The sequence below is a fragment of the Trichococcus sp. K1Tr genome, from assembly GCF_028309625.1.
Taxonomy (GTDB): Bacteria; Bacillota; Bacilli; order Lactobacillales; family Aerococcaceae; genus Trichococcus.
The window spans coordinates 55,955-75,349 of the sequence record NZ_JAQMHR010000008.1 but is presented as its reverse complement, the minus strand read 5'-3'; the positions used below and the strand labels follow the sequence as shown (position 1 = coordinate 75,349).

Below are 19,395 nucleotides of genomic sequence, written 5' to 3'. Positions count from 1 at the left end.
AACATGAATAACTAGCCGTTATCCATCTTTTTCGTCCAGCGGCGGCTCGAAAAGATGAATTCATAAATCTTATTCATCTTTTATGTAGGTCAAACATTCGAAAAGATGAATACTTTCGCGGTATTCATCTTTTTGGGCCCTTTTCGCATTCGAAAACATGGATACTTGGCCGTTATCCATGTTTTCCCCAAGCATGCATACTCAACCGGCCACTCCACTGTTCGCTTTTCCCTGTCAATCCTGTTCGGAATCGTGTGCTTTTCAGGCCGTGGCTGCGGTGGTAGACTTTGTCTATCAAATAAAAGCCACACAGAAAAAAGCAAAGAAGAGGAAAGTACTGGTTGGATAGTCCTTCAGAGAGCTCTTGGTCGGTGGAAAAGAGCGGACGGCAGCACAGGAAAAATGGCCTCGGAGTTGATGCGTTGACAGGGATTTTCCTGCAGACGTATCCGGACGCCCCCGTTAGACAGGCAACGGTATCGAGCGTAGCAAAAGGCTCTGTACCGGTTGAGGCGGCAAGCGCAAGCTTTTCGCGAAAAAAGGTGGAACCACGATCTAACAGTCGTCCTTTCTGGAACAATCCAGGAAGGGCGGCTTTTTATTTTACATTTTAGGAGGAAAACATATGACAGAGACGAATAGAAAACAATTGATTTTTGACACTTTCGACAACAAGGAAACGGAGCGTGTGCCGGTTGGCTTTTGGTTTCACTTTGTTTTCGGTGATGCTCAATTCCGTGGTTTGGAGGACAGATCGATTTTGGATCGAGTGATCGCGGGGCACAAGGAATTCTATGACGCCTTCAAACCCGATTTCGTAAAGATCATGAGCGATGGCTTTTTCGGGCATCCGAGTCTGTTGGAAAAAAGGATTGAAATAGCGGATGACCTCTACAACGTCCAAGCAGTTGGGCCGAATCACCCTTGGATCACGGAGCAGGTCAAGACGGTGAAACGGATCAAGGAATCCTTCAACGGCGAAGTCGCAACTTTCTATAATATCTTTTCGCCGGCGAACTATATCCGGATTGCCTTCGAAGCGTGGGACAAGGATCCCGAAAAATTTACCCGCTTCTTCGAAACCGAACCGGAAGCCCTTGCTTATGCGGCGAATGAAATCGCCAAGGATATCGCAGTTTTGACCCAGAGAGTCATTGAAGAGGCTGGCACGGACGGCATCTATCTGAGCGTGCAGAACGTCCAAAGCAGCACTGCCACCAAAGAAGCCTATCAAAATTATATCGCGCCGAGTGAGTTAACGGTATTGGCGGAGGCGAACAAAGTCAGCGACTACAATATCCTACATATCTGCGGCTATGAGCATCATCAAAACGACTTGTTGTACTACCGAGATTATGAAGCCAAAGCCTACAACTGGGCGGTACACACCGAAAAAATCAGCCTGAAGGAAGGCAAAGATTTCTTCGGCAACAAAGCGGTGATCGGCGGCTTCGACAATAACACCGGCACCTTGTTGGACTCGGGGAACAAGGCGGACATCGCCCAATTCACGGTCGACATCATCCACGAAATTGGCGATACAGGGGTCATCATCGGAGCGGATTGCACTGTCGATCCGCAGATTGAACTGGACCGTTTGGAATTGGTAAGGCAAACGGCGGCGGGTGTCTCAGGCAAAAACAACAAACAAACGACGTCGCTGCAAAAATAAAACAGGACGGCAGGAGCGGTGTTCGCCAAAGCCGGTCAACCCTGATAGACAATCGGTATTATTTTTAAAATAAGCACCGTGTTAGAATCAGACACATACTAAAAACGATAGCCATTCCGGTAAGCCGGAGTTCAGGAAGGAGGGGTCCCATGGTCGGGATCGTCATCATCGGTTGCGGGGATGTTTCGAAACAGCGGCACGCCCCTCTAAGCGATAAAAACGAAAAAGTCGATCTGGTTGGATTCTATAACCGCACAATCGCAAAAGCAGAAGCTTTCCAAAAGAAGTACGGCGGAAAAGTCTATCGGACTCTTGAGGAAATCTGGGAAGACGGAACGGTCGATGCCGTTATCGTCGCAACGAACGAACAATCGCACAGCCCCATCACCATCGCTGCACTGGAAGCCGGTAAGCATGTGCTGTGTGAAAAGCCGATGGCGGATTCGGTGGCCGAGGCCGAACGCATGCAGCAGACAGCCGAAAAAACGGGGAAAAAGCTGATGATCATCCATAACCAACGGCTTTATCCCGCACATCAGCTGCTGAAAAAGTTGCTGACGGAAGGGACACTCGGAAAGATTCATGCTTACCGGACGACATTGGCCAACCAAGGTCAGGAAAATGACGGTTGGGGTACGGCGGTCCCCGATTTCTACGATCGGATCGGCCATACGAACGGCGCTCTGGCGCAGGTGGGCGTCCACCGTATCGATTTGTTGAACTACTTATTCAGCGAAGATCCCGTCACTGCAGTGTTGGCCCAGACCGCGACACAAGGCAAGCAGTTGGCGGACGGAAGCCCGGTTCCTTATGAGGATTATGCAGTGTTGCAACTCCAACATCGCTCGGGCATCCAAGGAACCTTGCTGACCCACTGGTTTGATTATTCGAACGAAAGGCAGACCGTCATCTACGGCGAAAAGGCCACGGCCGTAACTTATGCGGACGGGCATCCGGTGGCACTTTACCGGAAGAACGGGGAAAAGACCTACCTGGATGATCCCTCGCAGGACGGCTTCTATACAGAACCATTGACACCGATCGTCGACAGATTCGTCGAAAGCATCGAACAGGATACAGTTCCCTTCGTGACAGCGGAACAGGGGATAACGGCATTGCGCATTCTGGCCGCCGCTTACCGCTCGCAAGCAACACAGACATGGATACCCATCGAACAGGAGGATGCATAACATGACAGAAACATTTAATGGAAGAAAAAGAATAGAAGCGGCACTCAAGAAGCAACCTTTGGACAGACCGGCCATTTCCGGTTGGCGTCACATGCCGTTGGTGGATCGGGATGTTGAGGCGTTCGCCGAAGCGACGATCGCCTTCACGGATGAGAATGGTTGGGACCTGATCAAGCTGATGTCGCAAGGCCAATTCTTCGCTGAAGCCTACGGAACGCCAATCACCTTCTCGACGGATGCGAAAGAATGGGCGGGCAAAATACTGGACTATCCGATCCGGAGCGCGGAAGATTTGACCCGTTTGGTGCCTCTCAAGGCGGACAATCCGGTGATCCATCGCGAAGCCGCTTTTGCCAAGAAAATCGTGGAGCACTACAAAGGCGAAAAAGTGGTCGTCGGTACCGTCTTCTCGCCTTTGTCATGGGTGAAGCAATTTGCGCCGGGTAACGATTCGATCGCGCATATCGTCGACGGACCGGAAGAAAGCCCGATTGCAGAATTTCTGGAGCATCACCGTGAGGAATTGAAGGCGGCGCTCGATGTGCTGCATGCCTCCAACAAGGTGTTCGTGGACGAATTGATCGCTGCCGGCGTGGACGGCTTCTTCATCGCCGAACAGTACAGCCAGCGCGGCGACATATCCGAAGCCGATTATGCCGCTTTCGCCAAACCTTATACGGATGACCTGTTGGCTTATATCAAGGACCGCACCTGGTTCAATATCCTGCATGCGCATGGACATGTCGATTTGGCTGTGGAGCGTTTTATCGATTACGATGTCCAAGCCATCAACTGGGAAGACGGCAGCGATCACGCGGAGGATCCAACCCGGTTAAGTTTCCGCAAACTACGTGCCCTGACGGATAAACTGCTGGTTGGCGGTATCTCGCCAAAAACCGATTTGACGTTCTCAAATCAGGCGCAGGAAATCGAGGACTTGCTGGTCGATCGCTTGGCGGATGTCCTGACTGAAACCGGCGACACGGGCATCGTATTTGCGCCGGGCTGCGCGATTTCATTGGAAGCCAACCCGGATTTTTACCAACGCATCCATGCGGCTGCCCAAAAAGTGCAGGCGACCATTCTAAAAACAGCGAACCATTAAACGAATCGGAAACATACAGGAGGAGTAAATATATGAAGCGAAAAAGATTAGTGACGACAGTAAGTTTATTGGGGGCGGCATTTTTGGCTGGCTGCGGCCAGATCGGAGCGGAAACTTCAAGCGAAGCAACGAGCGGTTCTGCAGCTGAGGCGGTGGAAGTGACTACGGTGAAAGTCGCGCATACACAAAGTTCCGCACCGATGAATTATGTCGATGAGAACGGCGAATCGACCGGCTATGAAGTCAGCGTGCTGAAGGCCATCGACGAGTTATTGCCGCAGTATGAATTCGAATATGTGCCGACTTCCGACGAGGATCTGCTGATCGGGATCGAATCCGGCAAGTATGCTGTCGGAACGAAAGGCGCTTGGTACACCGAGGAGCGCGCACAGAAATTCATTTTCCCTGAACATTACATCGGCGCCAGCAGTATCGGCGTGCTGATCCGTTCGGAAGATGCGGCTGAAATCACGGACTTGGAAACATTCGCGGCTGCCGGCAAGAGCCTAGTGCCGATTTCGCCGAACAACGCCCAGTACAATGTGATCCAAGCATTCAATGAAGAGCACTCGGATACGCCGATCGAGTTGACTGCGGCAGACGTATTCGAAATCGCGGATGCCTACACCTGGTTGTTGGAAGGCCGCTATGACGGCTACTTCGCCGTCAAGACCGCTTATGAAGTGAACGTGCTGGCAGAAGGCGCACCGTACAGCCAATACAAGGATGATTTTTCCTACTTCGTCTATGAAGCGCTGCCGACATGGCCGTTGTTCAACAAGGACCAACAAGCGTTGGCCGAGGCATACGACGAAGCCTTCCTGCAATTGCAAGAAGACGGAACAATCGATGATTTGATGATCGAATTTCTTGGCGAAAACACATTCCAATACGTGAAGGAATAAGATTCGCGCTGCTGCCGGAGAACGGAACACAACAGCTGAAGCTACAAAGGGAGGCAAAAAGATGAATCGTCCATTCGACATCACTTATATTTGGAAGGCAGTGCCGGACATTCTGTCCGGTCTCGGCGTGACGTTGCAATTTTTGATCGGAACGATCGTGATCGGAGGCATCCTGGGATTTTTGGCGACCTGGGCAAGACTCCGCGGTCCAAAATGGCTGCGGGCAATCGTCCATAGCTATATTTGGATCATCCGCTGCACGCCTTCGATCGTCATGATGTTCTTGGTCTTTTACGGCTTGCCGGAGGTGCTGTTGGGTGTCTTCGGCATCGACATCAATAGCTGGAACCGCCTCTACTTTGTCGTCATCGCCCTGTCGCTCCTGTTCTCCGCACCTTGCTCGGAAATCATGCGTTCGGCTTACTTGGCGGTCGCTAAAGTGCAACGTGAGGCTGCCCTCAGCATCGGCCTTACGGAAGCGCAAGCGTTCAGAAGAATCGTTTTGCCCCAAGCGCTCGTGAGTGCGTTGCCGAACCTCGGAAATTCGTTCATCCTGTTGATGAAGGAGGGGGCTTTGGCCTACACCATCGGCATCGTCGACATCATGGGCAAAGGCCAGCTGATCATCGCGCGCAATCTCGGCGGATATTCGATCGAGACCTACATCGCCTTGGCGGGCATCTATTGGCTATTGACGCTGGCGATCGAAAAAGCGTTCAAGTTGGCGGAAGACAAACTATCAGCAGGAAAACAACCGCTGCGCGCGGCCTAAGAGAAAGGAGCAAGACGCATGACCATTGATTTAGCCTATGTGCAGGAAATTCTGATCCTTGTGTTGAAGGGCATCCCGACAACACTGCGCTTGACCTTTATCCCCTTGCTGCTCGCGTTGCCGTTCGCTTTCCTGATCGCAGTGGCAAGACAGCGCAATCTCAAAGTACTGGCCCGTGTTTCCCAAGTTTATGTGTCCTTCATCAGAGGAACCCCTTTGATCGTTCAGATTCTGGTGATGTACAGCATCTTCCCGAGCCTGTTGAATGTGTTCGTGAAAAGCAGGGGAATCGATTTCGACGTTTTCGGCATCAATCCGATCTACTACGCCTATATCGTCTTTACGCTGAATACGATCGCAATCCTGTCCGAAGTCTTCCGTTCGGCCCTCGAAACGGTCGACAAACGTCAGCTGGAGGCGGCCCTTTCGATCGGCCTGCTGCCGATCCAGGCCTACCGTCGCATCGTGATTCCACAAGCATTGGTTGCGGCAACGCCGAACTTGTGCAACAGCACCGTCAATCTGCTGAAATCGACCTCGCTGGCTTTTCTGATGTCGGTCCAGGATATCACGGCCATCGCCAAGACGGAAGCGGCATTCGGCTACAATTATCTGGAGTCGTACCTTGTGATTTTCATTGTGTACATTGTGCTCTGTTCACTCGTTCAGGTGTTTTTCCAATTGTTGGAGCAGCGCTTGTCCCGCTACAAACGCGGGCGTAACATTGCCGTAAAATCAGAAAACCAACCGGAGTATTTTGTAGATGCGCGAAAGGAGCGATACCATGCTGGAATTGAAGAATATTCATAAGAAATTCGGTGAACTGGAAGTCTTGAAAGGTGTGGACATCGCAGTCGAAAAAGGCGATATCGTCGTGATTCTGGGCCCAAGCGGTTCGGGCAAGACGACCTTGTTGCGCTGCATCAACTTTTTGGAGCGCGCCGACGAGGGCTCGTTGCACTTCGATGAAATCCAGACCGAATTTTCGAAAGCAAGCAAAAAGGACATCACTGCAGTAAGGAAAAAATCGGCGTTCGTTTTCCAGAACTATGGCCTGTTCGACAATAAGACGGTATTGGACAATGTCACCGAAGGCTTGATTATCGGGCGGAAAGTGCCGAAGAAGGAGGCTGTCGAAACCTCCATCCGCGCCTTGGAAAAAGTTGGCTTGAGCGACCGCTTAGCTTACTATCCTTCGCAACTGTCAGGAGGCCAACAGCAACGGGTGGGCATCGCCCGCGCTTTGGCGGTGAATCCGGATGTCATTCTGTTCGACGAACCCACTTCGGCTTTGGATCCGGAACTGGTCGGGGAAGTGCTGCAGGTCATCCGCAAACTGGCGGAGGAAGGGACCACCATGGTCATCGTCACGCATGAAATGACATTCGCCAAGGAAGTGGCCAACCGCGTCATTTTCATGGATCAGGGCGTCATCGTGGAGGAGGGCGCCCCTGAAGATATTTTCGGCAATCCAAAAGAAGCCCGCACCAAAGGGTTCCTGCAGCGGATTTTGGTCCGCGCTTGATCTTTGTGGCTGCTCCCTTAATCAGCTCGTCCTGCCGTTCACAATGGGGGACGGGCTTTTTGTGTTGCAGGATGTATCGGTTCTGCCTGTCACACTTGTTCGGAAATCGGAATTATCCTAAAGGTTGCTGCAATGGTAAGCTACTCTTACGAACTATAAATGGAATGACTTCCAATATAGGGTGAATAAATATGGGAATTGTCAGGGGGGAGTATATTGAAAGGTAAATGGGTCATCGCTACAATTCTAGCGATCAGTTTGGCGGTACTCGAGAACCCAAACTAAAGGCTCTGCTTTAACAGGTTGACCAGAAGGTAGTGTTTGAACTGGAAATCATTGCCGAAGAACTGTTCATCAGCGAAAGAGTTGTAAATTTCGGAAATTAAGGTTATGTAGCAAAGGCTGGTCGGATTATTATTTTGATTTATTTAGTAAGTAATTTAGTTTTTTGGGGGTTTAGGTATATAAGTATGAGTGACTGGGAAAGGTGAAATGGTGCTACGCAATTATATATTATTTTATAACAATTAGGAGGAAGTAACATGTCACAAGCACTATCGGAATCACAAGTAACAACAAGAAAGAGACCTTTCTTGCAACCAATCATAGGTGGTGCACTTAGTTTTGGGGCTATTTTTTTTGCGGCCTATTTGGCCGGACTGAAAGAAAATCTGCCGCTTAATTTATTTGCCGGAGTAGTTTTGGGATACATTTTGACTCGTTCTCGGTTCGGTTTCGCCGGTGGAATTAAACGTATCTATATGCGGGGAGAAGGGAGCTTATCAAAAGCCTTACTTGTCCTGATTTTGGTTACATCTTTCATTATCATGGGGATTCAATGGAAAGCAGCTGCTGGTGGTGCAGTCCCTGAGTATTTGGCTGCAGATGGTCAATCAATCATTCCGGGAACCGCGAATGTGTACTTTACCAATCTAGCTACAATCGTGGGCGGCTTTATTTTCGGTGTAGGTATGATGCTTGCGGGAGGGTGTGGTTCAGGTACGTTGGCGGACTTCGGTGAAGGTTCCGGGCGTGCTTTGATTGCATTTATTTTCTTTGTTGTAGGCGCAGCTCCAGGTCAATATACTCGTGAAGTTTTTGACAAGACTGTGCTTGGGAAAATCGGATATCAATTGCATTTACCACAAATGTTCGGATATTTCGGCGCTTTTCTGATTACGGTCATCCTGTTGGCGGTCATCTATTGGATTGTCGTCCACTATGAGAATATGCGCAAGCAAGAAGGGACTTACATGGATCCGAAAGGGGACTATGAAGATTTCGAGTTGCCGCTTGATAACCGTGATAAAGATTCTTTCTTCAGTTATCAAACATACCACAAACTGTTTGTTGAGCGCTGGAGCTTCACTGTTGGGGCGTTGGCATTGGCACTTGGTGCGGTATTTGTATTAGTGACGACGGATAAAAACTGGGGTGTGTCCACTGCGCTTGTAACATGGAATGTAGCATTATTCCAATCGCTGGGCTTTGAATTCCCTGTAGAATATTTCCAGTCCCATATAGATAAAGTGAACGCCGGACTATTGAGTGATGGAGGAACAATCTTGAACATCGGACTATTCTTGGGTTCTATGCTCAGCTTCTTGTTGGCAAATCGCTTTATATTAAACTTTGACTTCAGCAGGAAAGATGCATTTTATTTCGGATTAGGTGGATTGATGTTAGGCTTTGGTTCTCGTTTGGGCCTAGGATGCAATCTCGGGGCAATGTACGCAGCCATTTCTAGCTTTTCCTTCTCAGGATGGATTTTCTTGGTCGCTATGACGCTCGGCGGTATCGTAGGAATGAAGGCATTTGCTGGTAAAGTATGCATCCTTCCACACCGAGTCGGAAAGAAATAAACATTATTGAATCTGGATTAATAACATCAAACCAGAATACAGCTAATAATATATTAGGAGGCCATTACAATGGGCAAAAAAGTATTGATCGTTGGAGGCGTTGCTGGGGGAGCTTCAGTCGCGGCACGCATAAGGCGTTTGGATGAATCAGCTGAAATTACTATATTTGAAAGAGGGCCTTATGTGTCATTCTCGAACTGTTGTATCCCGTTCCACATCAGCGGCGATATCGAAGAGTCAGAAAGTCTGGTATTGATGACACCAACGGAATTCGATAAGCAATACAAAATTGATGCACGTGTATACAATGAAGTAGTCGGAATCAACAAAGAGGAAAAGACAGTATCCGTAAAAAATACGCTTACTGGTGAAACGTACAAAGAGACTTATGATGTCTTATTCTTGGCTCCGGGTGCGAATGCTTTACGTCCACATTCTATTGAAGGAGTAAACTCCGAACACGTTTTCGTCATGAAAACTGTACCGGACGTAGCTTCCCTTACTGCATATGCCCAAGATAACCAAGTCGAAGATGTAGCTGTGGTTGGTGGCGGATATATTGGACTTGAAGTTGCTGAGAACTTGAAATACGCCGGATATAATGTTTCGTTGATTGAAGCACAAGACCAAGTGTTGTCACCTATGGATTATGACATGGTTCAAATCATCAATCGTGAAATCAAGGTGAATGGTGTGGATTTGATTTTAAACAACAGTGTCCAAGCAATCAAACCTGACGGAGTGACTTTGACTTCGGGCCGTACGATCAAAGCGCAAGCAGTCGTGATGGCAATCGGAGTGACACCAGAAAACACGTTGGCAAAGCAAGCAGGCTTGGAATTGGGCCTCGGGGGCTCCATCAAAGTGAACCATCACTACCAGACAAGCAATCCACACATTTATGCCGTTGGGGATGCTATTGAGACAACTGACTTCTTTGCAGGTCAAAAAACACAACTGACTCTTGCCGGCCCAGCACAGCGTCAAGCACGGGCAGCAGCTGATCATGTATACGGTCGCACATATGTAAATACAGGCGTCATCGGTTCTTCAAGCGTGAAGATGTTCGGTTTGAATGCCGCAAATACTGGATTAAACGAAAAACAATGCCAAGAACGCGGCATCGTATATGACTTTGCCTACGTTATTCCGAAAGACAAAGTCAGCATCATGCCAGATGCGGAAAACTTGTTCTTTAAATTGATTTTCGCTGTACCGTCTGGAAAAATATTGGGAGCGCAAGCAGTGGGACGCGGGAACGTCGATAAGCGGATCGACGTCATCGCAACAGCGATAATGTTGAATGCTAACCTTGAAAGTTTGAAAGAGTTGGAATTGACTTATTCACCACACTTCTCCACGGCCAAGGATGTTGTAAACCATGCCGTTCTTGTTGGGCTGAATATTTTGAACGGAGAAGTGAAAAAAGTACCGGTTACCAAAGTCCGCGAATTGGTTGAAAGTGGCGAGATGATTATTGATGCACGTGAAGAACATGAATATCACTTGAGCCATATCAAAGGTGCTGTCAATATCCCGTTGAGTCAATTCCGCGGAAGACTGGCTGAGATTCCTAAAGATAAACCAGTTTACGTTCACTGCCGTTCAAGCCAACGCAGCTATAACATGGTGCGTGCGCTTGGTCAATTAGGTTACGAGCTTGTTTATAATATCGATGGTTCTTTCCTGGGTCTTTCGGAATATGAATACTTCAATGACGTTACTTTCAATCGTGATCCGATTGTGACAGAATATAACTTCAATTAACACAAGAAATCACTTAGTTCTGTTAATTCAATAATCAGTGTCAAGCGAGGAGAAAGCTATTTCTGCTCGCTTGATTGTTATTGTCTGAAGTACAGTTTATTAAAAATAATTAATGGAGGATGTTCATGAATGTGAAAAAAACCAAAAATCGCTTCGAAGTTACGTTGACATTCGTTACTTGGGTTACCATTTTTCTGCTGTGGTTTTTGGTCACCAACTTATATGATGTATCTTCCTTGCTTCTTCCGTCACCACAAGAAGTATGGAAAACATTCATCACTATCGTCCGGAAAGGTTACAACAACATTAGCCTATGGCAACATTTGAGCGATAGTTTTGTGCGTCTGTTATGGGCTGTGGGTATTGCTTTTGTGACAGCAGTTCCGCTGGGGCTATTGAGCGGCTATTTCAGAAAATTTCGGGCTATTATAGATTCAATCGTACAGTTCTATCGTCCCATCCCGCCATTAGCCTATTATGCATTGTTGATTTTGTGGATGGGAATCGATGATGGGTCAAAAGTCACCCTGCTTTATCTCGCTGCGTTTGCACCGATTTATACCGCATGTGTCGCCGCGGTAAATAATGTGAATCAGGACTACATTCTGAGTGCGCTGTCTTTGGGGGCAAGCCAAAAGGATTTGTTTGTCAAAATCGTCCTGCCTGCTTGTTTGCCGAATATTTTTACAGGACTGCGAACCGCTATAGGATTCTCCTACACGACACTGGTGGCTGCTGAGATGACTGCGGCAACTTCCGGTATTGGGTGGATGGTGATCGATGCCTCTCGTTACCTAAAATCGGATGTCATGTTTGTTGGAATCATCATAATGGGTGTCACAGGCATTATGATGGACAGCGGGTTGTTGTATTTGGAAAATAAATTGATATTCTGGAAAGGGAAGGATTAATATGAAAAGAAAAAAAATATTTGGATTTATGCTCACTATTTTGGCAGCCGGTGCATTAGCCGCATGTGGCGGAGCCGATGAGACGACGGAACAGGTCAGTTCCGAAGGAGGCCAGCTGCCGAAAGAAATCAATATCGGTTATTTGCGCGTACCAAACGATGAAAAAATTGCCAAGACGGAGGCCCTGTTTGATGAGTATTTCGCTGATAAAGGCATCGAGACCAATTTTTTGGTTTTTGATTCGGGGGTGGAAGCGAACCAAGCCTTTGCGTCAGGAAGTATCGATTTTGCATCGATGGGAAACACCAACGGAATCATCGCCTTAGCAAGAGGACTAGATGTAGAATTGATTTGGCTACATGAAATACTGGGTGAAATAGAAGCTTTAGCCGTTCGGAAAGATAGCGAAATCGAGAAAGTCGAAGATTTGGCGGGTATGACCGTGGCAACAACATTTGCGTCCACTGCTCATTACAGCCTTTTGCAAGTTCTTAACGATGCGGGCATTGCCGATCAAGTACAACTGCTTGACATGAAGACCGTGGATATTGTCGCAGCATGGGAACGAGGGGATATTGATGCAGCCTATACATGGCAGCCTTCACTAGGGCATCTGTTGGAAGATGGTGATATACTGATTTCTTCAGAACAGGCTGCTGCCATGGGCCACAAAACGGCGAACGTATTGCTTGCAAGAAAAGGATTCACTGAACAATATCCAGAACTCACAACTGATTTCATTGCAGCGCTTGTCGCAGGTGGAAATATTTACCGGGAAAATCCGAACAAAGCTGCTGAAATCGTTGCGGATCCATTGGGAATCACAGCTGAAGATGCGTTGGCACAAATGCAAGGTTCAATTTGGTTGACTTCTGAAGAAGAAATATCTGATGAATATATGGGGACCAGCGAAAAAGCTGGTGCTTTTTCGAAAGTTATGAAAGAAACATCCGATTTCTTGTTGGGACAAGGAACAATCACAGAATCCCCGTCGCAAGATGAATTTGATGCTTTTATTAATCCACAATACATTGAAATGTACTTGGAAAGATAAGGATGTTTTGATATGAATTCACAAAAATCTTTAATTGAGCTGCGCAATGTCAGCATGGATTACGGCAACGGAAAAGAGCAGATGTTGGCGTTGGAAAGAATTGACCTGACGATTGCCCCCCAAGACTTTGTTTGCGTGTTGGGGCCTTCCGGTTGTGGAAAAAGTACGTTGCTGAAAATCATTGCTGGTTATCAACAACCAACAACAGGTGAAGCAACTTTCCAAGGCAACCCGATCCAAGGCCCGGACTGGAATCGAGGTGTGGTTTTCCAAACACCTACCCTATATCCTTGGTTAAGTGTAAAAGATAATGTCGGCTTCGGCCCGAATATCAGAGGGTTGGGCAAAAAAGCAGTTGACCAAATCAGTAATCACTTCCTCGAACAAATCGGATTACTGAAAGATAAAGACAAAGCCGTCTTTGAACTTTCAGGCGGTATGCGCCAGCGTGTGGCATTGGCGCGAGTTCTGGCTAATCGGCCGGAACTGATTCTCATGGATGAGCCATTAGGGGCATTGGACGCTCTCACGCGCTTGAATATGCAGACATTGATTCGTGATTTGTGGCAAGAAAACAAAAATACGGTTCTCATGATTACCCATGATGTCGACGAAGCGCTATCTTTGGGAAATCGCGTCATCGTGATGTCCAAGCAACCAGGGAAAATCATAAAGACTTATGAATTGGACTACACGCATAAAACGCTAGATACAAAAAGTAATCGCGTAAACGTAGACGCTGCCTATCTGGAAATAAAAAATGAAATTCTGGATCTTATCAACACAGACATGGACGTTTCTTTAACTTCCAGCGACAACGGGTAAGTCTTGCTCGCCCTACCGTTCGCAACGGGGGCGAGCTTTTTGTGGTTATTGGAAGTATCGGCGTTGCCTATCACAGTTGTTCGGAAATCGGAATTATCCTAAAGCATCCTGTGATGGTAAGCTACTTGTACATACATATCAAAGAAATGAATTCCAACATAGGGATAAAAATAATGAGAATCGTCAGGAGGAACAGTATGTTAAAAGATAAATGGGTCATCACGACAACGCTAGCGATAAGTTTGGTGTTGGCGGGCTGTTCGACCGGGGATGCCGCAAATACGGAAAGCAGCGAAGGGGCAGCCGCTTCATCAGCCACACCTGCCGCGGAGCAAGTCATCACTATCACGAATACGGGGGAGTTGGCTTCCTTGGACAACGCCATCTCAGCAGATAACTCCAGCTTGGTGGTGCTCGAGAACGCAAATGAAGGTCTTTATCGCGTCGGTGACGATGGCGCGTTTGAATTGGGTATCGCCGCCGAAGAGCCTGTCGTCAGTGAAGACGGACTGGAATATATCTTCAAGATCAGGGAAGATGCGAATTGGTCGAACGGTGATCCGGTGACTGCGCAGGATTTCGTCTATACCTACCAAAAAATCGTCGATCCAGCAACGGCTTCCCCGAACATCAACAAACTGTACCCGTTGAAGAATGCCGAAGCAATCAACAATGGGGAGTTGGACAAAGCCGAACTGGGTGTCGAAGCGGTCGATGAAAAGACCGTGAAGTTCACTTTGGGCAATCCGACCGCTTATTTCAAGGATTTGTTGGGGACGTCCTCCTATTTGCCGCAGAACCACCAAGTGGCGAGCGAGTTGGGCAGCGCCTACGGAACGAACAGTGAAAACACGGTGTACAATGGACCTTTCGTCGTGGAAGGTTGGGAAGGCACGGATCTGAACTGGTCGATGGTTCCAAACGAAGCTTATTGGGACGCGGAAAACGTCCAATTGGATCAGATTAACTGGGAAGTCAGCAAAGAAATCGCCACGAACATCAACTTGTTCGAATCCGGTGAGGTCCAGTTGACGCAGATCAGCAATCCTTACATTGAACAATATGCAGGATCCGACGCTTTGGTGACGGAACCGAAAGCTCTGTCCGGCTATGTCTGGTTTAACCAAGGCCGCACGAGCACAGCCAATGTCCATCTGCGGAAAGCTCTTTCTACTTCGTTCGACAAGGAAGCGTATGTGGATACCGTTTTGAATGACGGTTCCGTGCCTTCGAATGGTTTTGTGCCTTCCAATTACGCCTTCAATCCGGAAACCGATGAAGATTTCCGCGAAGAGAGCGGCGATTTGGCAGTCTACGATCTGGAAACGGCACAGGCCGAGTGGGAAACCGCTAAGGAAGAATTGGGCATCGAAACATTGTCGATCGAATTGCTGACTTCCGATACCGAAACTTCCAAGACGACTGCCGAATTCCTGCAATCGCAATGGCAAGAGAATCTGCCGGGCTTGACGATTACAATCCGCAATGTGCCGCTGAAGAGCCGGATGGAATCGACCACGAACGGTGATTACGACATCGCCTACGGAACGTATACCCCGAGTTACGCCGATCCGATTGCCTTTCTGGAGATGTATGAATCCACAAGCGGCCTGAACAGTTCGCGCTTTGCGGATGAAGGTTACGATGCCTTGTTGGACGACACCAGAAGCACGTATGCGAACGATGCGGAACAACGTTGGGAAACACTATTGGCGGCGGAAGAAACCTTGATTGCCGAGAACGCCGTGAATGCGCCGATCTATCAAGGCGCCAACGCCAACTTGGTTGATCCGTCCTTGAAGGATGTGCAGATCCAACCAGTGGGCGCAGCGATGTATTTCCGAACGGCTTACGTGGAAGAGTAAACGGACAATAGACTGAAAACAAGCACTTGAGAAAATATCCGCTTAACGGACTTGCCTTCAGAAGGCGACCGTTAGTCGGATATTTCCTTTTTGTGGAGTATTTCGCGCTGACCGGAATTGCGGGGCGAAAAACTGAATCCGCTCCTCCGGCGAGGGGACGCTCACCGGAGGAGCGGATCAAAAACGAGGTCCCAACTCCGACGAGGCAGTGCTCACCGGAGAAGAGAAGCGTTAACAGAGGCCCAACTCCGGCGAGGCCACGCTCGCCGGAGTTGAGCGCCAAAAAGTGAACGCAAGTCGCTGCTCCAACTGCGCCATGAGTGTAAAAAAGCAGAAACCTGAGAAGAATATTCTGCTCAGAATGTCTTTCCCCTTAACGCAATCCATCAACAAGCGGGTATAATATACTTAGTAGATCGTAATAGGGGAGGATGGAGTGTATGAAAGAGACGGAAAAGATGATGAAACAGTTGAACAATTTCGTGATGAAACACGGTGAGGAATATGATTCTGTGGAGGAAGCAATCGAAGCATTCATGAAACTTTCCAATGAGGCGGGTGCCCAGGGATCGGTGTTCACAGCCGGAGAATTGACTGATGAAGAGAAAGCGAGCGAAGAGTTGGAAAAGCTGGAGTTCGCGACTTCCGAACGCGAACACGCGGCCATTTTGGAGCGTGCCTTGAAATTGGATCCGGATAATCTGGAAGCGAGACTCTATCAACTGGACCCTGAGTCACTCGAATTTATCCATGAAATCAAGAAACTGGTGGCGTTCGGAAAAACTGTGATGCAAAAGCACGGTCGGGATGATGAAGAGTCCATCGGAAAATATTGGGGAATCGTCGAAACCAGAGCCTACATGCGCGTCAAGGCGCTGTATGCCGAAGAACTGCAAAGACGCCGGATGTTGACAGCGGCCGCGAGGGAATACGAAGACATGTTGCGGTTGAGCGTGGGGGATAACATGGGAGCCCGCTACATTCTGATGGGTATCTACTGTCAGTTGGAACAACTGGAAAAAGCCAAAGAGCTTTATGAATGCTATCCCGAAACATCCGCCCAAATGCTGTTGCCGCTGATTCTGATTTCGTTGAAATACGATGATGAGTTGAGCGCGAAACGCTACTACAAAGATCTGCAGAAAGAAAACAAAAACTGCAAAAAAGTTTTCGGCCGGCGGGAGTTTGATGTGGAAAGTATGTTTGACGCAACGGATGCTGCCGATTATCTTGCGGGCAGCGAAGAAGAACTCTATATCGCGATTTCAAATGTGATGGCCGACTTTGCTGTCGTGCCGGACATGTACTATTTTGAATGGCTGAAGAAAAATCTGATTAAACCGACCGCTTCCCGGAAAGGAATCCAGAAGAAAAAATAGTTGACTGATTGCTCAATAAAAAAAGCCGATAAGGAAACGGAATATCCGTGATCTTATCGGCTTTCTGTGTATTTATGGGAATTTTTCTTTCTACTTCAAACAGTCTTTATGGAATTGCAGATGTTCTTCTATGTAGGAAGCGATCGTAAAGTAACTATGATCGTAGCCGTCCAATTTTTCGTAGGAAACTTTCTTGCCTTCAGCGGCTTGCAGGAAAGATTCCTCGTTCAGCTGGATGTCATAAAAAGCATCAGCGGTCCCTTGCGAAATATGGATGGGCGGAGCTGTAGGGCTTTCCGCGATCAAGCTGGTCGCATCCCATGCTGCCCAATCTTTTTCATCCGGACCCAAGTAGGCGGTGAAGGCTTTTTTGCCCCAAGGAACTTGTGACGGATTCAGGATAGGGGCGAAAGCGGAGATGGACTGGTAGCGCTCCGGATTTTTCAATCCGATGACCAACGCGCCGTGTCCGCCCATCGAATGGCCCAGGATGCTCTCTTTTCCTGAAAAATTCGGGATCAGAGTGTAGACAAGTTGAGGCAATTCTTTCGTCAAATAATCATACATCTGATAATTTTTTGCCCACGGTTCCTGGGTCGCATTCAGATAGAAACCGGCGCCTTGACCCAGATCCCAGTTTTCGTCATCCGCCACATCCGTTCCGCGCGGAGAAGTGTCCGGCATTACAGCTACAAACTGGTGCTGGCTTGCGTATTTTTGGAACGCGCCTTTTTGGCTGAAGTTGTCGTCGGTGCACGTCAATCCTGAAAGCCACCAAACCAAAGATGTCGGCTTGTTATCTGTTTGTTTCGGCAGGAAAAGGCTGAAAACCATGTCGCAATCCAGCGTTTCAGAAAAGTGACGGTATTTTCTTTGTTCGCCCTCAAATACTTTATGCGTTTCGATCAAAGTTGTTGTCATCATTTTATTCTCCATAGGTCAAGATAGTGCGGATGGATTCCCCTTTGTGCAACAGATCGAAGGCTTCGTTGATGTCGGTGAAATTCAGATGATGCGTGATGAAGCTGTCCAGATCGATTTCGCCGTTCATGAAATCCTCCACCATTCCGGGCAGTTCCGTGCGGCCTTTGACACCGCCGAATGCGGAACCTCTCCAAACCCGTCCTGTCACCAATTGGAACGGGCGTGTGTGGATCTCTTTGCCGGCACCGGCGACACCGATGATGATGCTTTCGCCCCAACCTTTGTGGCAAGCTTCCAAAGCGGCTTTCATGACTTCAACATTTCCGATGCATTCAAAACTGTAATCCACGCCGCCGTTGGTCATTTCGATCAGGACTTCTTGGATCGGACGATCATGATCACTTGGGTTGACGAAGTCAGTGGCGCCCATTTTTTGGGCCAATTCCCATTTGGCGGGATTCATATCGACTGCGATGATGCGTTTGGCTTTGGCTTTTTTCAGCCCTTGGATGACCGCCAAGCCGATTGCGCCCAAGCCGAATACTGCAGTCACTGCGCCTTCTTCGACTTTAGCCGTGTTTTCGACAGCGCCGAGACCGGTAGTCACTCCGCAGCCGAACAAAGCGACTTTATCCAATGGTGCTTCCTTGTCGATGTTGACCAGGTTGATCTCGTTGACGACCGTGTACTCGCTGAAAGTACTTGTCCCCATATAGTGATAAATAGGCTCACCATTATAAGAGAAACGGGTCGTTCCGTCCGGCATCAAGCCTTTGCCTTGGGTTTCGCGCACGGCTGAACACAGATTTGTCTTGCCGGACAGACAGAATTCGCATTCCCCGCATTCCGGTGTGTAAAGAGGAATGACATGGTCACCGGGTTTGACGGAAGTGACTTCATCGCCTACAGAAACGACAACGCCGGCGCCTTCATGTCCCAGTACGGCAGGGAAAACACCTTCCGGATCGTCGCCCGACAAAGTGAAGGCATCGGTATGGCAGACGGAAGTGTAAAGGATCCTCACTAATACTTCTTTGGCTTTTGGCTCTGCCACATCTATTTCCACGATCTCCAACGGTTTGCCTGGTCCAAAAGCGACAGCTGCTCTACTTTTCATAATTTTATTTCCTTCTTTCTTAAAAATGGTATTTCGTTCTGTTTCAGAATACTATATAATGACTCTTGTGTGAATACTGACATAATTGTCACTATGGTTAATTTTATGAAAAGAGGCTGCCCGATGATCCAATACCAAGAGAAAGAGTTTTACAATACAAAGGATTTAGCCCTATCTGTTGTGGGTGGAAGATGGAAAATTGCGATCATCTGGTCCTTGCTCCACAACGGTACGCTACGGCTGAGCGAGTTCAACAAGATCCTTCCTGATATCAACCAACGGATGTTGATCCGCCAGTTGCGGGAGCTGGAGCGCGACCTGATCATCGCAAGGACGGTCTATCCCGTTGTTCCTCCGAAAGTCGAGTATCACCTGACCGACATAGGCAAGGAATTGGCGCCTGTCGTCCAATCCATTTGCGACTGGGGAGACCAGTATCTGAAAGTGATAACGGAGGAATAGTCTGTTGCATAAATAGGGGAACAAATAGTAAAACCGCATCAAAATGGCGTTTCAACTCCA

The 19,395-nt window shown here is 48.2% G+C and carries 17 protein-coding genes and 1 other annotated feature; of the genes, 15 read left to right on the top strand and 2 right to left on the bottom strand.

Annotated elements, in window-relative coordinates; all coding sequences use genetic code 11:
• Positions 1 to 313 precede the first annotated feature (313 nt).
• Positions 314 to 573: a binding site (T-box leader), on the top strand.
• Positions 574 to 625: 52 nt separating this feature from the next.
• The 14 genes from PH235_RS11890 to PH235_RS11825 all read left to right on the top strand — a co-directional run bounded on the left by PH235_RS11890 (position 626) and on the right by PH235_RS11825 (position 16,832).
• On the top strand, positions 626 to 1,672 hold the full coding sequence (locus tag PH235_RS11890; RefSeq protein ID WP_272162550.1) for a uroporphyrinogen decarboxylase family protein: 1,047 nt from the start codon (positions 626 to 628) through the stop codon (positions 1,670 to 1,672).
• Between the two features lie 149 nt (positions 1,673 to 1,821).
• Positions 1,822 to 2,862, top strand: coding sequence for a Gfo/Idh/MocA family protein (locus PH235_RS11885; protein WP_272162549.1), 1,041 nt, complete (start codon positions 1,822 to 1,824; stop codon positions 2,860 to 2,862).
• A gap of 1 nt (position 2,863) precedes the next feature.
• Entirely contained in the window at positions 2,864 to 3,967 is a 1,104-nt protein-coding gene (locus tag PH235_RS11880; protein WP_272162548.1) for a uroporphyrinogen decarboxylase family protein, read from the top strand.
• 32 nt (positions 3,968 to 3,999) lie between these two features.
• Positions 4,000 to 4,872 (top strand): transporter substrate-binding domain-containing protein, encoded by an 873-nt coding sequence (locus PH235_RS11875; RefSeq protein WP_272162547.1) that lies wholly within the window; start codon positions 4,000 to 4,002, stop codon positions 4,870 to 4,872.
• A 61-nt stretch (positions 4,873 to 4,933) separates the two neighbouring features.
• Positions 4,934 to 5,644 carry an amino acid ABC transporter permease gene (locus tag PH235_RS11870; RefSeq protein ID WP_086990053.1) on the top strand — a complete coding sequence of 237 codons (711 nt, stop codon included), beginning with the start codon at positions 4,934 to 4,936 and terminating at the stop codon, positions 5,642 to 5,644.
• Between the two features lie 24 nt (positions 5,645 to 5,668).
• Positions 5,669 to 6,454, top strand: coding sequence for an amino acid ABC transporter permease (locus PH235_RS11865; RefSeq protein ID WP_370684643.1), 786 nt, complete (start codon positions 5,669 to 5,671; stop codon positions 6,452 to 6,454).
• Positions 6,429 to 7,169 carry an amino acid ABC transporter ATP-binding protein gene (locus PH235_RS11860; RefSeq protein ID WP_272162546.1) on the top strand — a complete coding sequence of 247 codons (741 nt, stop codon included), beginning with the start codon at positions 6,429 to 6,431 and terminating at the stop codon, positions 7,167 to 7,169. The genes PH235_RS11865 and PH235_RS11860 overlap by 26 nt, the downstream gene beginning before the upstream one ends.
• A 542-nt stretch (positions 7,170 to 7,711) precedes the next feature.
• Entirely contained in the window at positions 7,712 to 9,031 is a 1,320-nt protein-coding gene (locus PH235_RS11855) for a YeeE/YedE family protein (protein ID WP_272162545.1), read from the top strand.
• Positions 9,032 to 9,100: 69 nt separating this feature from the next.
• A complete protein-coding gene (locus tag PH235_RS11850; RefSeq protein WP_272162544.1) occupies positions 9,101 to 10,798 on the top strand; it encodes an FAD-dependent oxidoreductase in 1,698 nt (565 codons plus the stop codon).
• Between the two features lie 131 nt (positions 10,799 to 10,929).
• Positions 10,930 to 11,709 carry an ABC transporter permease gene (locus tag PH235_RS11845; RefSeq protein WP_272162543.1) on the top strand — a complete coding sequence of 260 codons (780 nt, stop codon included), beginning with the start codon at positions 10,930 to 10,932 and terminating at the stop codon, positions 11,707 to 11,709.
• A 1-nt stretch (position 11,710) separates the two neighbouring features.
• On the top strand, positions 11,711 to 12,763 hold the full coding sequence (locus tag PH235_RS11840; protein ID WP_068561556.1) for a taurine ABC transporter substrate-binding protein: 1,053 nt from the start codon (positions 11,711 to 11,713) through the stop codon (positions 12,761 to 12,763).
• A 12-nt stretch (positions 12,764 to 12,775) separates the two neighbouring features.
• A complete protein-coding gene (locus tag PH235_RS11835; RefSeq protein WP_272162542.1) occupies positions 12,776 to 13,588 on the top strand; it encodes an ABC transporter ATP-binding protein in 813 nt (270 codons plus the stop codon).
• Positions 13,589 to 13,785: 197 nt separating this feature from the next.
• Positions 13,786 to 15,453 carry a peptide ABC transporter substrate-binding protein gene (locus tag PH235_RS11830; RefSeq protein ID WP_272162541.1) on the top strand — a complete coding sequence of 556 codons (1,668 nt, stop codon included), beginning with the start codon at positions 13,786 to 13,788 and terminating at the stop codon, positions 15,451 to 15,453.
• Between the two features lie 440 nt (positions 15,454 to 15,893).
• Positions 15,894 to 16,832 (top strand): hypothetical protein, encoded by a 939-nt coding sequence (locus tag PH235_RS11825; protein ID WP_272162540.1) that lies wholly within the window; start codon positions 15,894 to 15,896, stop codon positions 16,830 to 16,832.
• A gap of 90 nt (positions 16,833 to 16,922) precedes the next feature.
• On the opposite strand, the gene fghA is transcribed toward PH235_RS11825, so the two are convergent.
• Together fghA and PH235_RS11815 are read right to left on the bottom strand one after the other, a co-directional pair.
• A complete protein-coding gene (gene fghA / locus PH235_RS11820; RefSeq protein WP_272162604.1) occupies positions 16,923 to 17,753 on the bottom strand; it encodes an S-formylglutathione hydrolase in 831 nt (276 codons plus the stop codon).
• 4 nt (positions 17,754 to 17,757) lie between these two features.
• Positions 17,758 to 18,873 carry an S-(hydroxymethyl)glutathione dehydrogenase/class III alcohol dehydrogenase gene (locus tag PH235_RS11815; RefSeq protein WP_272162539.1) on the bottom strand — a complete coding sequence of 372 codons (1,116 nt, stop codon included), beginning with the start codon at positions 18,871 to 18,873 and terminating at the stop codon, positions 17,758 to 17,760.
• A 123-nt stretch (positions 18,874 to 18,996) separates the two neighbouring features.
• On the opposite strand from PH235_RS11815, the gene PH235_RS11810 reads away from it, so the two are divergent.
• The gene (locus PH235_RS11810) at positions 18,997 to 19,335 is read left to right on the top strand and encodes a winged helix-turn-helix transcriptional regulator (RefSeq protein WP_083546523.1); all 339 of its coding nucleotides are present in this window, start codon (positions 18,997 to 18,999) and stop codon (positions 19,333 to 19,335) included.
• Positions 19,336 to 19,395: the final 60 nt, after the last annotated feature.

What these genes read in the sequence shown, in the direction of transcription:
- PH235_RS11890 (WP_272162550.1), top strand. Translation starts at nt 626, where the DNA reads ATGACAGAGACGAATAGAAAACAATTGATTTTTGACACTTTCGACAAC.
- PH235_RS11885 (WP_272162549.1), top strand. Translation starts at nt 1,822, where the DNA reads ATGGTCGGGATCGTCATCATCGGTTGCGGGGATGTTTCGAAACAGCGG.
- PH235_RS11880 (WP_272162548.1), top strand. Translation starts at nt 2,864, where the DNA reads ATGACAGAAACATTTAATGGAAGAAAAAGAATAGAAGCGGCACTCAAG.
- PH235_RS11875 (WP_272162547.1), top strand. Translation starts at nt 4,000, where the DNA reads ATGAAGCGAAAAAGATTAGTGACGACAGTAAGTTTATTGGGGGCGGCA.
- PH235_RS11870 (WP_086990053.1), top strand. Translation starts at nt 4,934, where the DNA reads ATGAATCGTCCATTCGACATCACTTATATTTGGAAGGCAGTGCCGGAC.
- PH235_RS11860 (WP_272162546.1), top strand. Translation starts at nt 6,429, where the DNA reads ATGCTGGAATTGAAGAATATTCATAAGAAATTCGGTGAACTGGAAGTC.
- PH235_RS11855 (WP_272162545.1), top strand. Translation starts at nt 7,712, where the DNA reads ATGTCACAAGCACTATCGGAATCACAAGTAACAACAAGAAAGAGACCT.
- PH235_RS11850 (WP_272162544.1), top strand. Translation starts at nt 9,101, where the DNA reads ATGGGCAAAAAAGTATTGATCGTTGGAGGCGTTGCTGGGGGAGCTTCA.
- PH235_RS11840 (WP_068561556.1), top strand. Translation starts at nt 11,711, where the DNA reads ATGAAAAGAAAAAAAATATTTGGATTTATGCTCACTATTTTGGCAGCC.
- PH235_RS11835 (WP_272162542.1), top strand. Translation starts at nt 12,776, where the DNA reads ATGAATTCACAAAAATCTTTAATTGAGCTGCGCAATGTCAGCATGGAT.
- PH235_RS11830 (WP_272162541.1), top strand. Translation starts at nt 13,786, where the DNA reads ATGTTAAAAGATAAATGGGTCATCACGACAACGCTAGCGATAAGTTTG.
- PH235_RS11825 (WP_272162540.1), top strand. Translation starts at nt 15,894, where the DNA reads ATGAAAGAGACGGAAAAGATGATGAAACAGTTGAACAATTTCGTGATG.
- fghA (WP_272162604.1), bottom strand. Translation starts at nt 17,753, where the DNA reads ATGACAACAACTTTGATCGAAACGCATAAAGTATTTGAGGGCGAACAA.
- PH235_RS11815 (WP_272162539.1), bottom strand. Translation starts at nt 18,873, where the DNA reads ATGAAAAGTAGAGCAGCTGTCGCTTTTGGACCAGGCAAACCGTTGGAG.
- PH235_RS11810 (WP_083546523.1), top strand. Translation starts at nt 18,997, where the DNA reads ATGATCCAATACCAAGAGAAAGAGTTTTACAATACAAAGGATTTAGCC.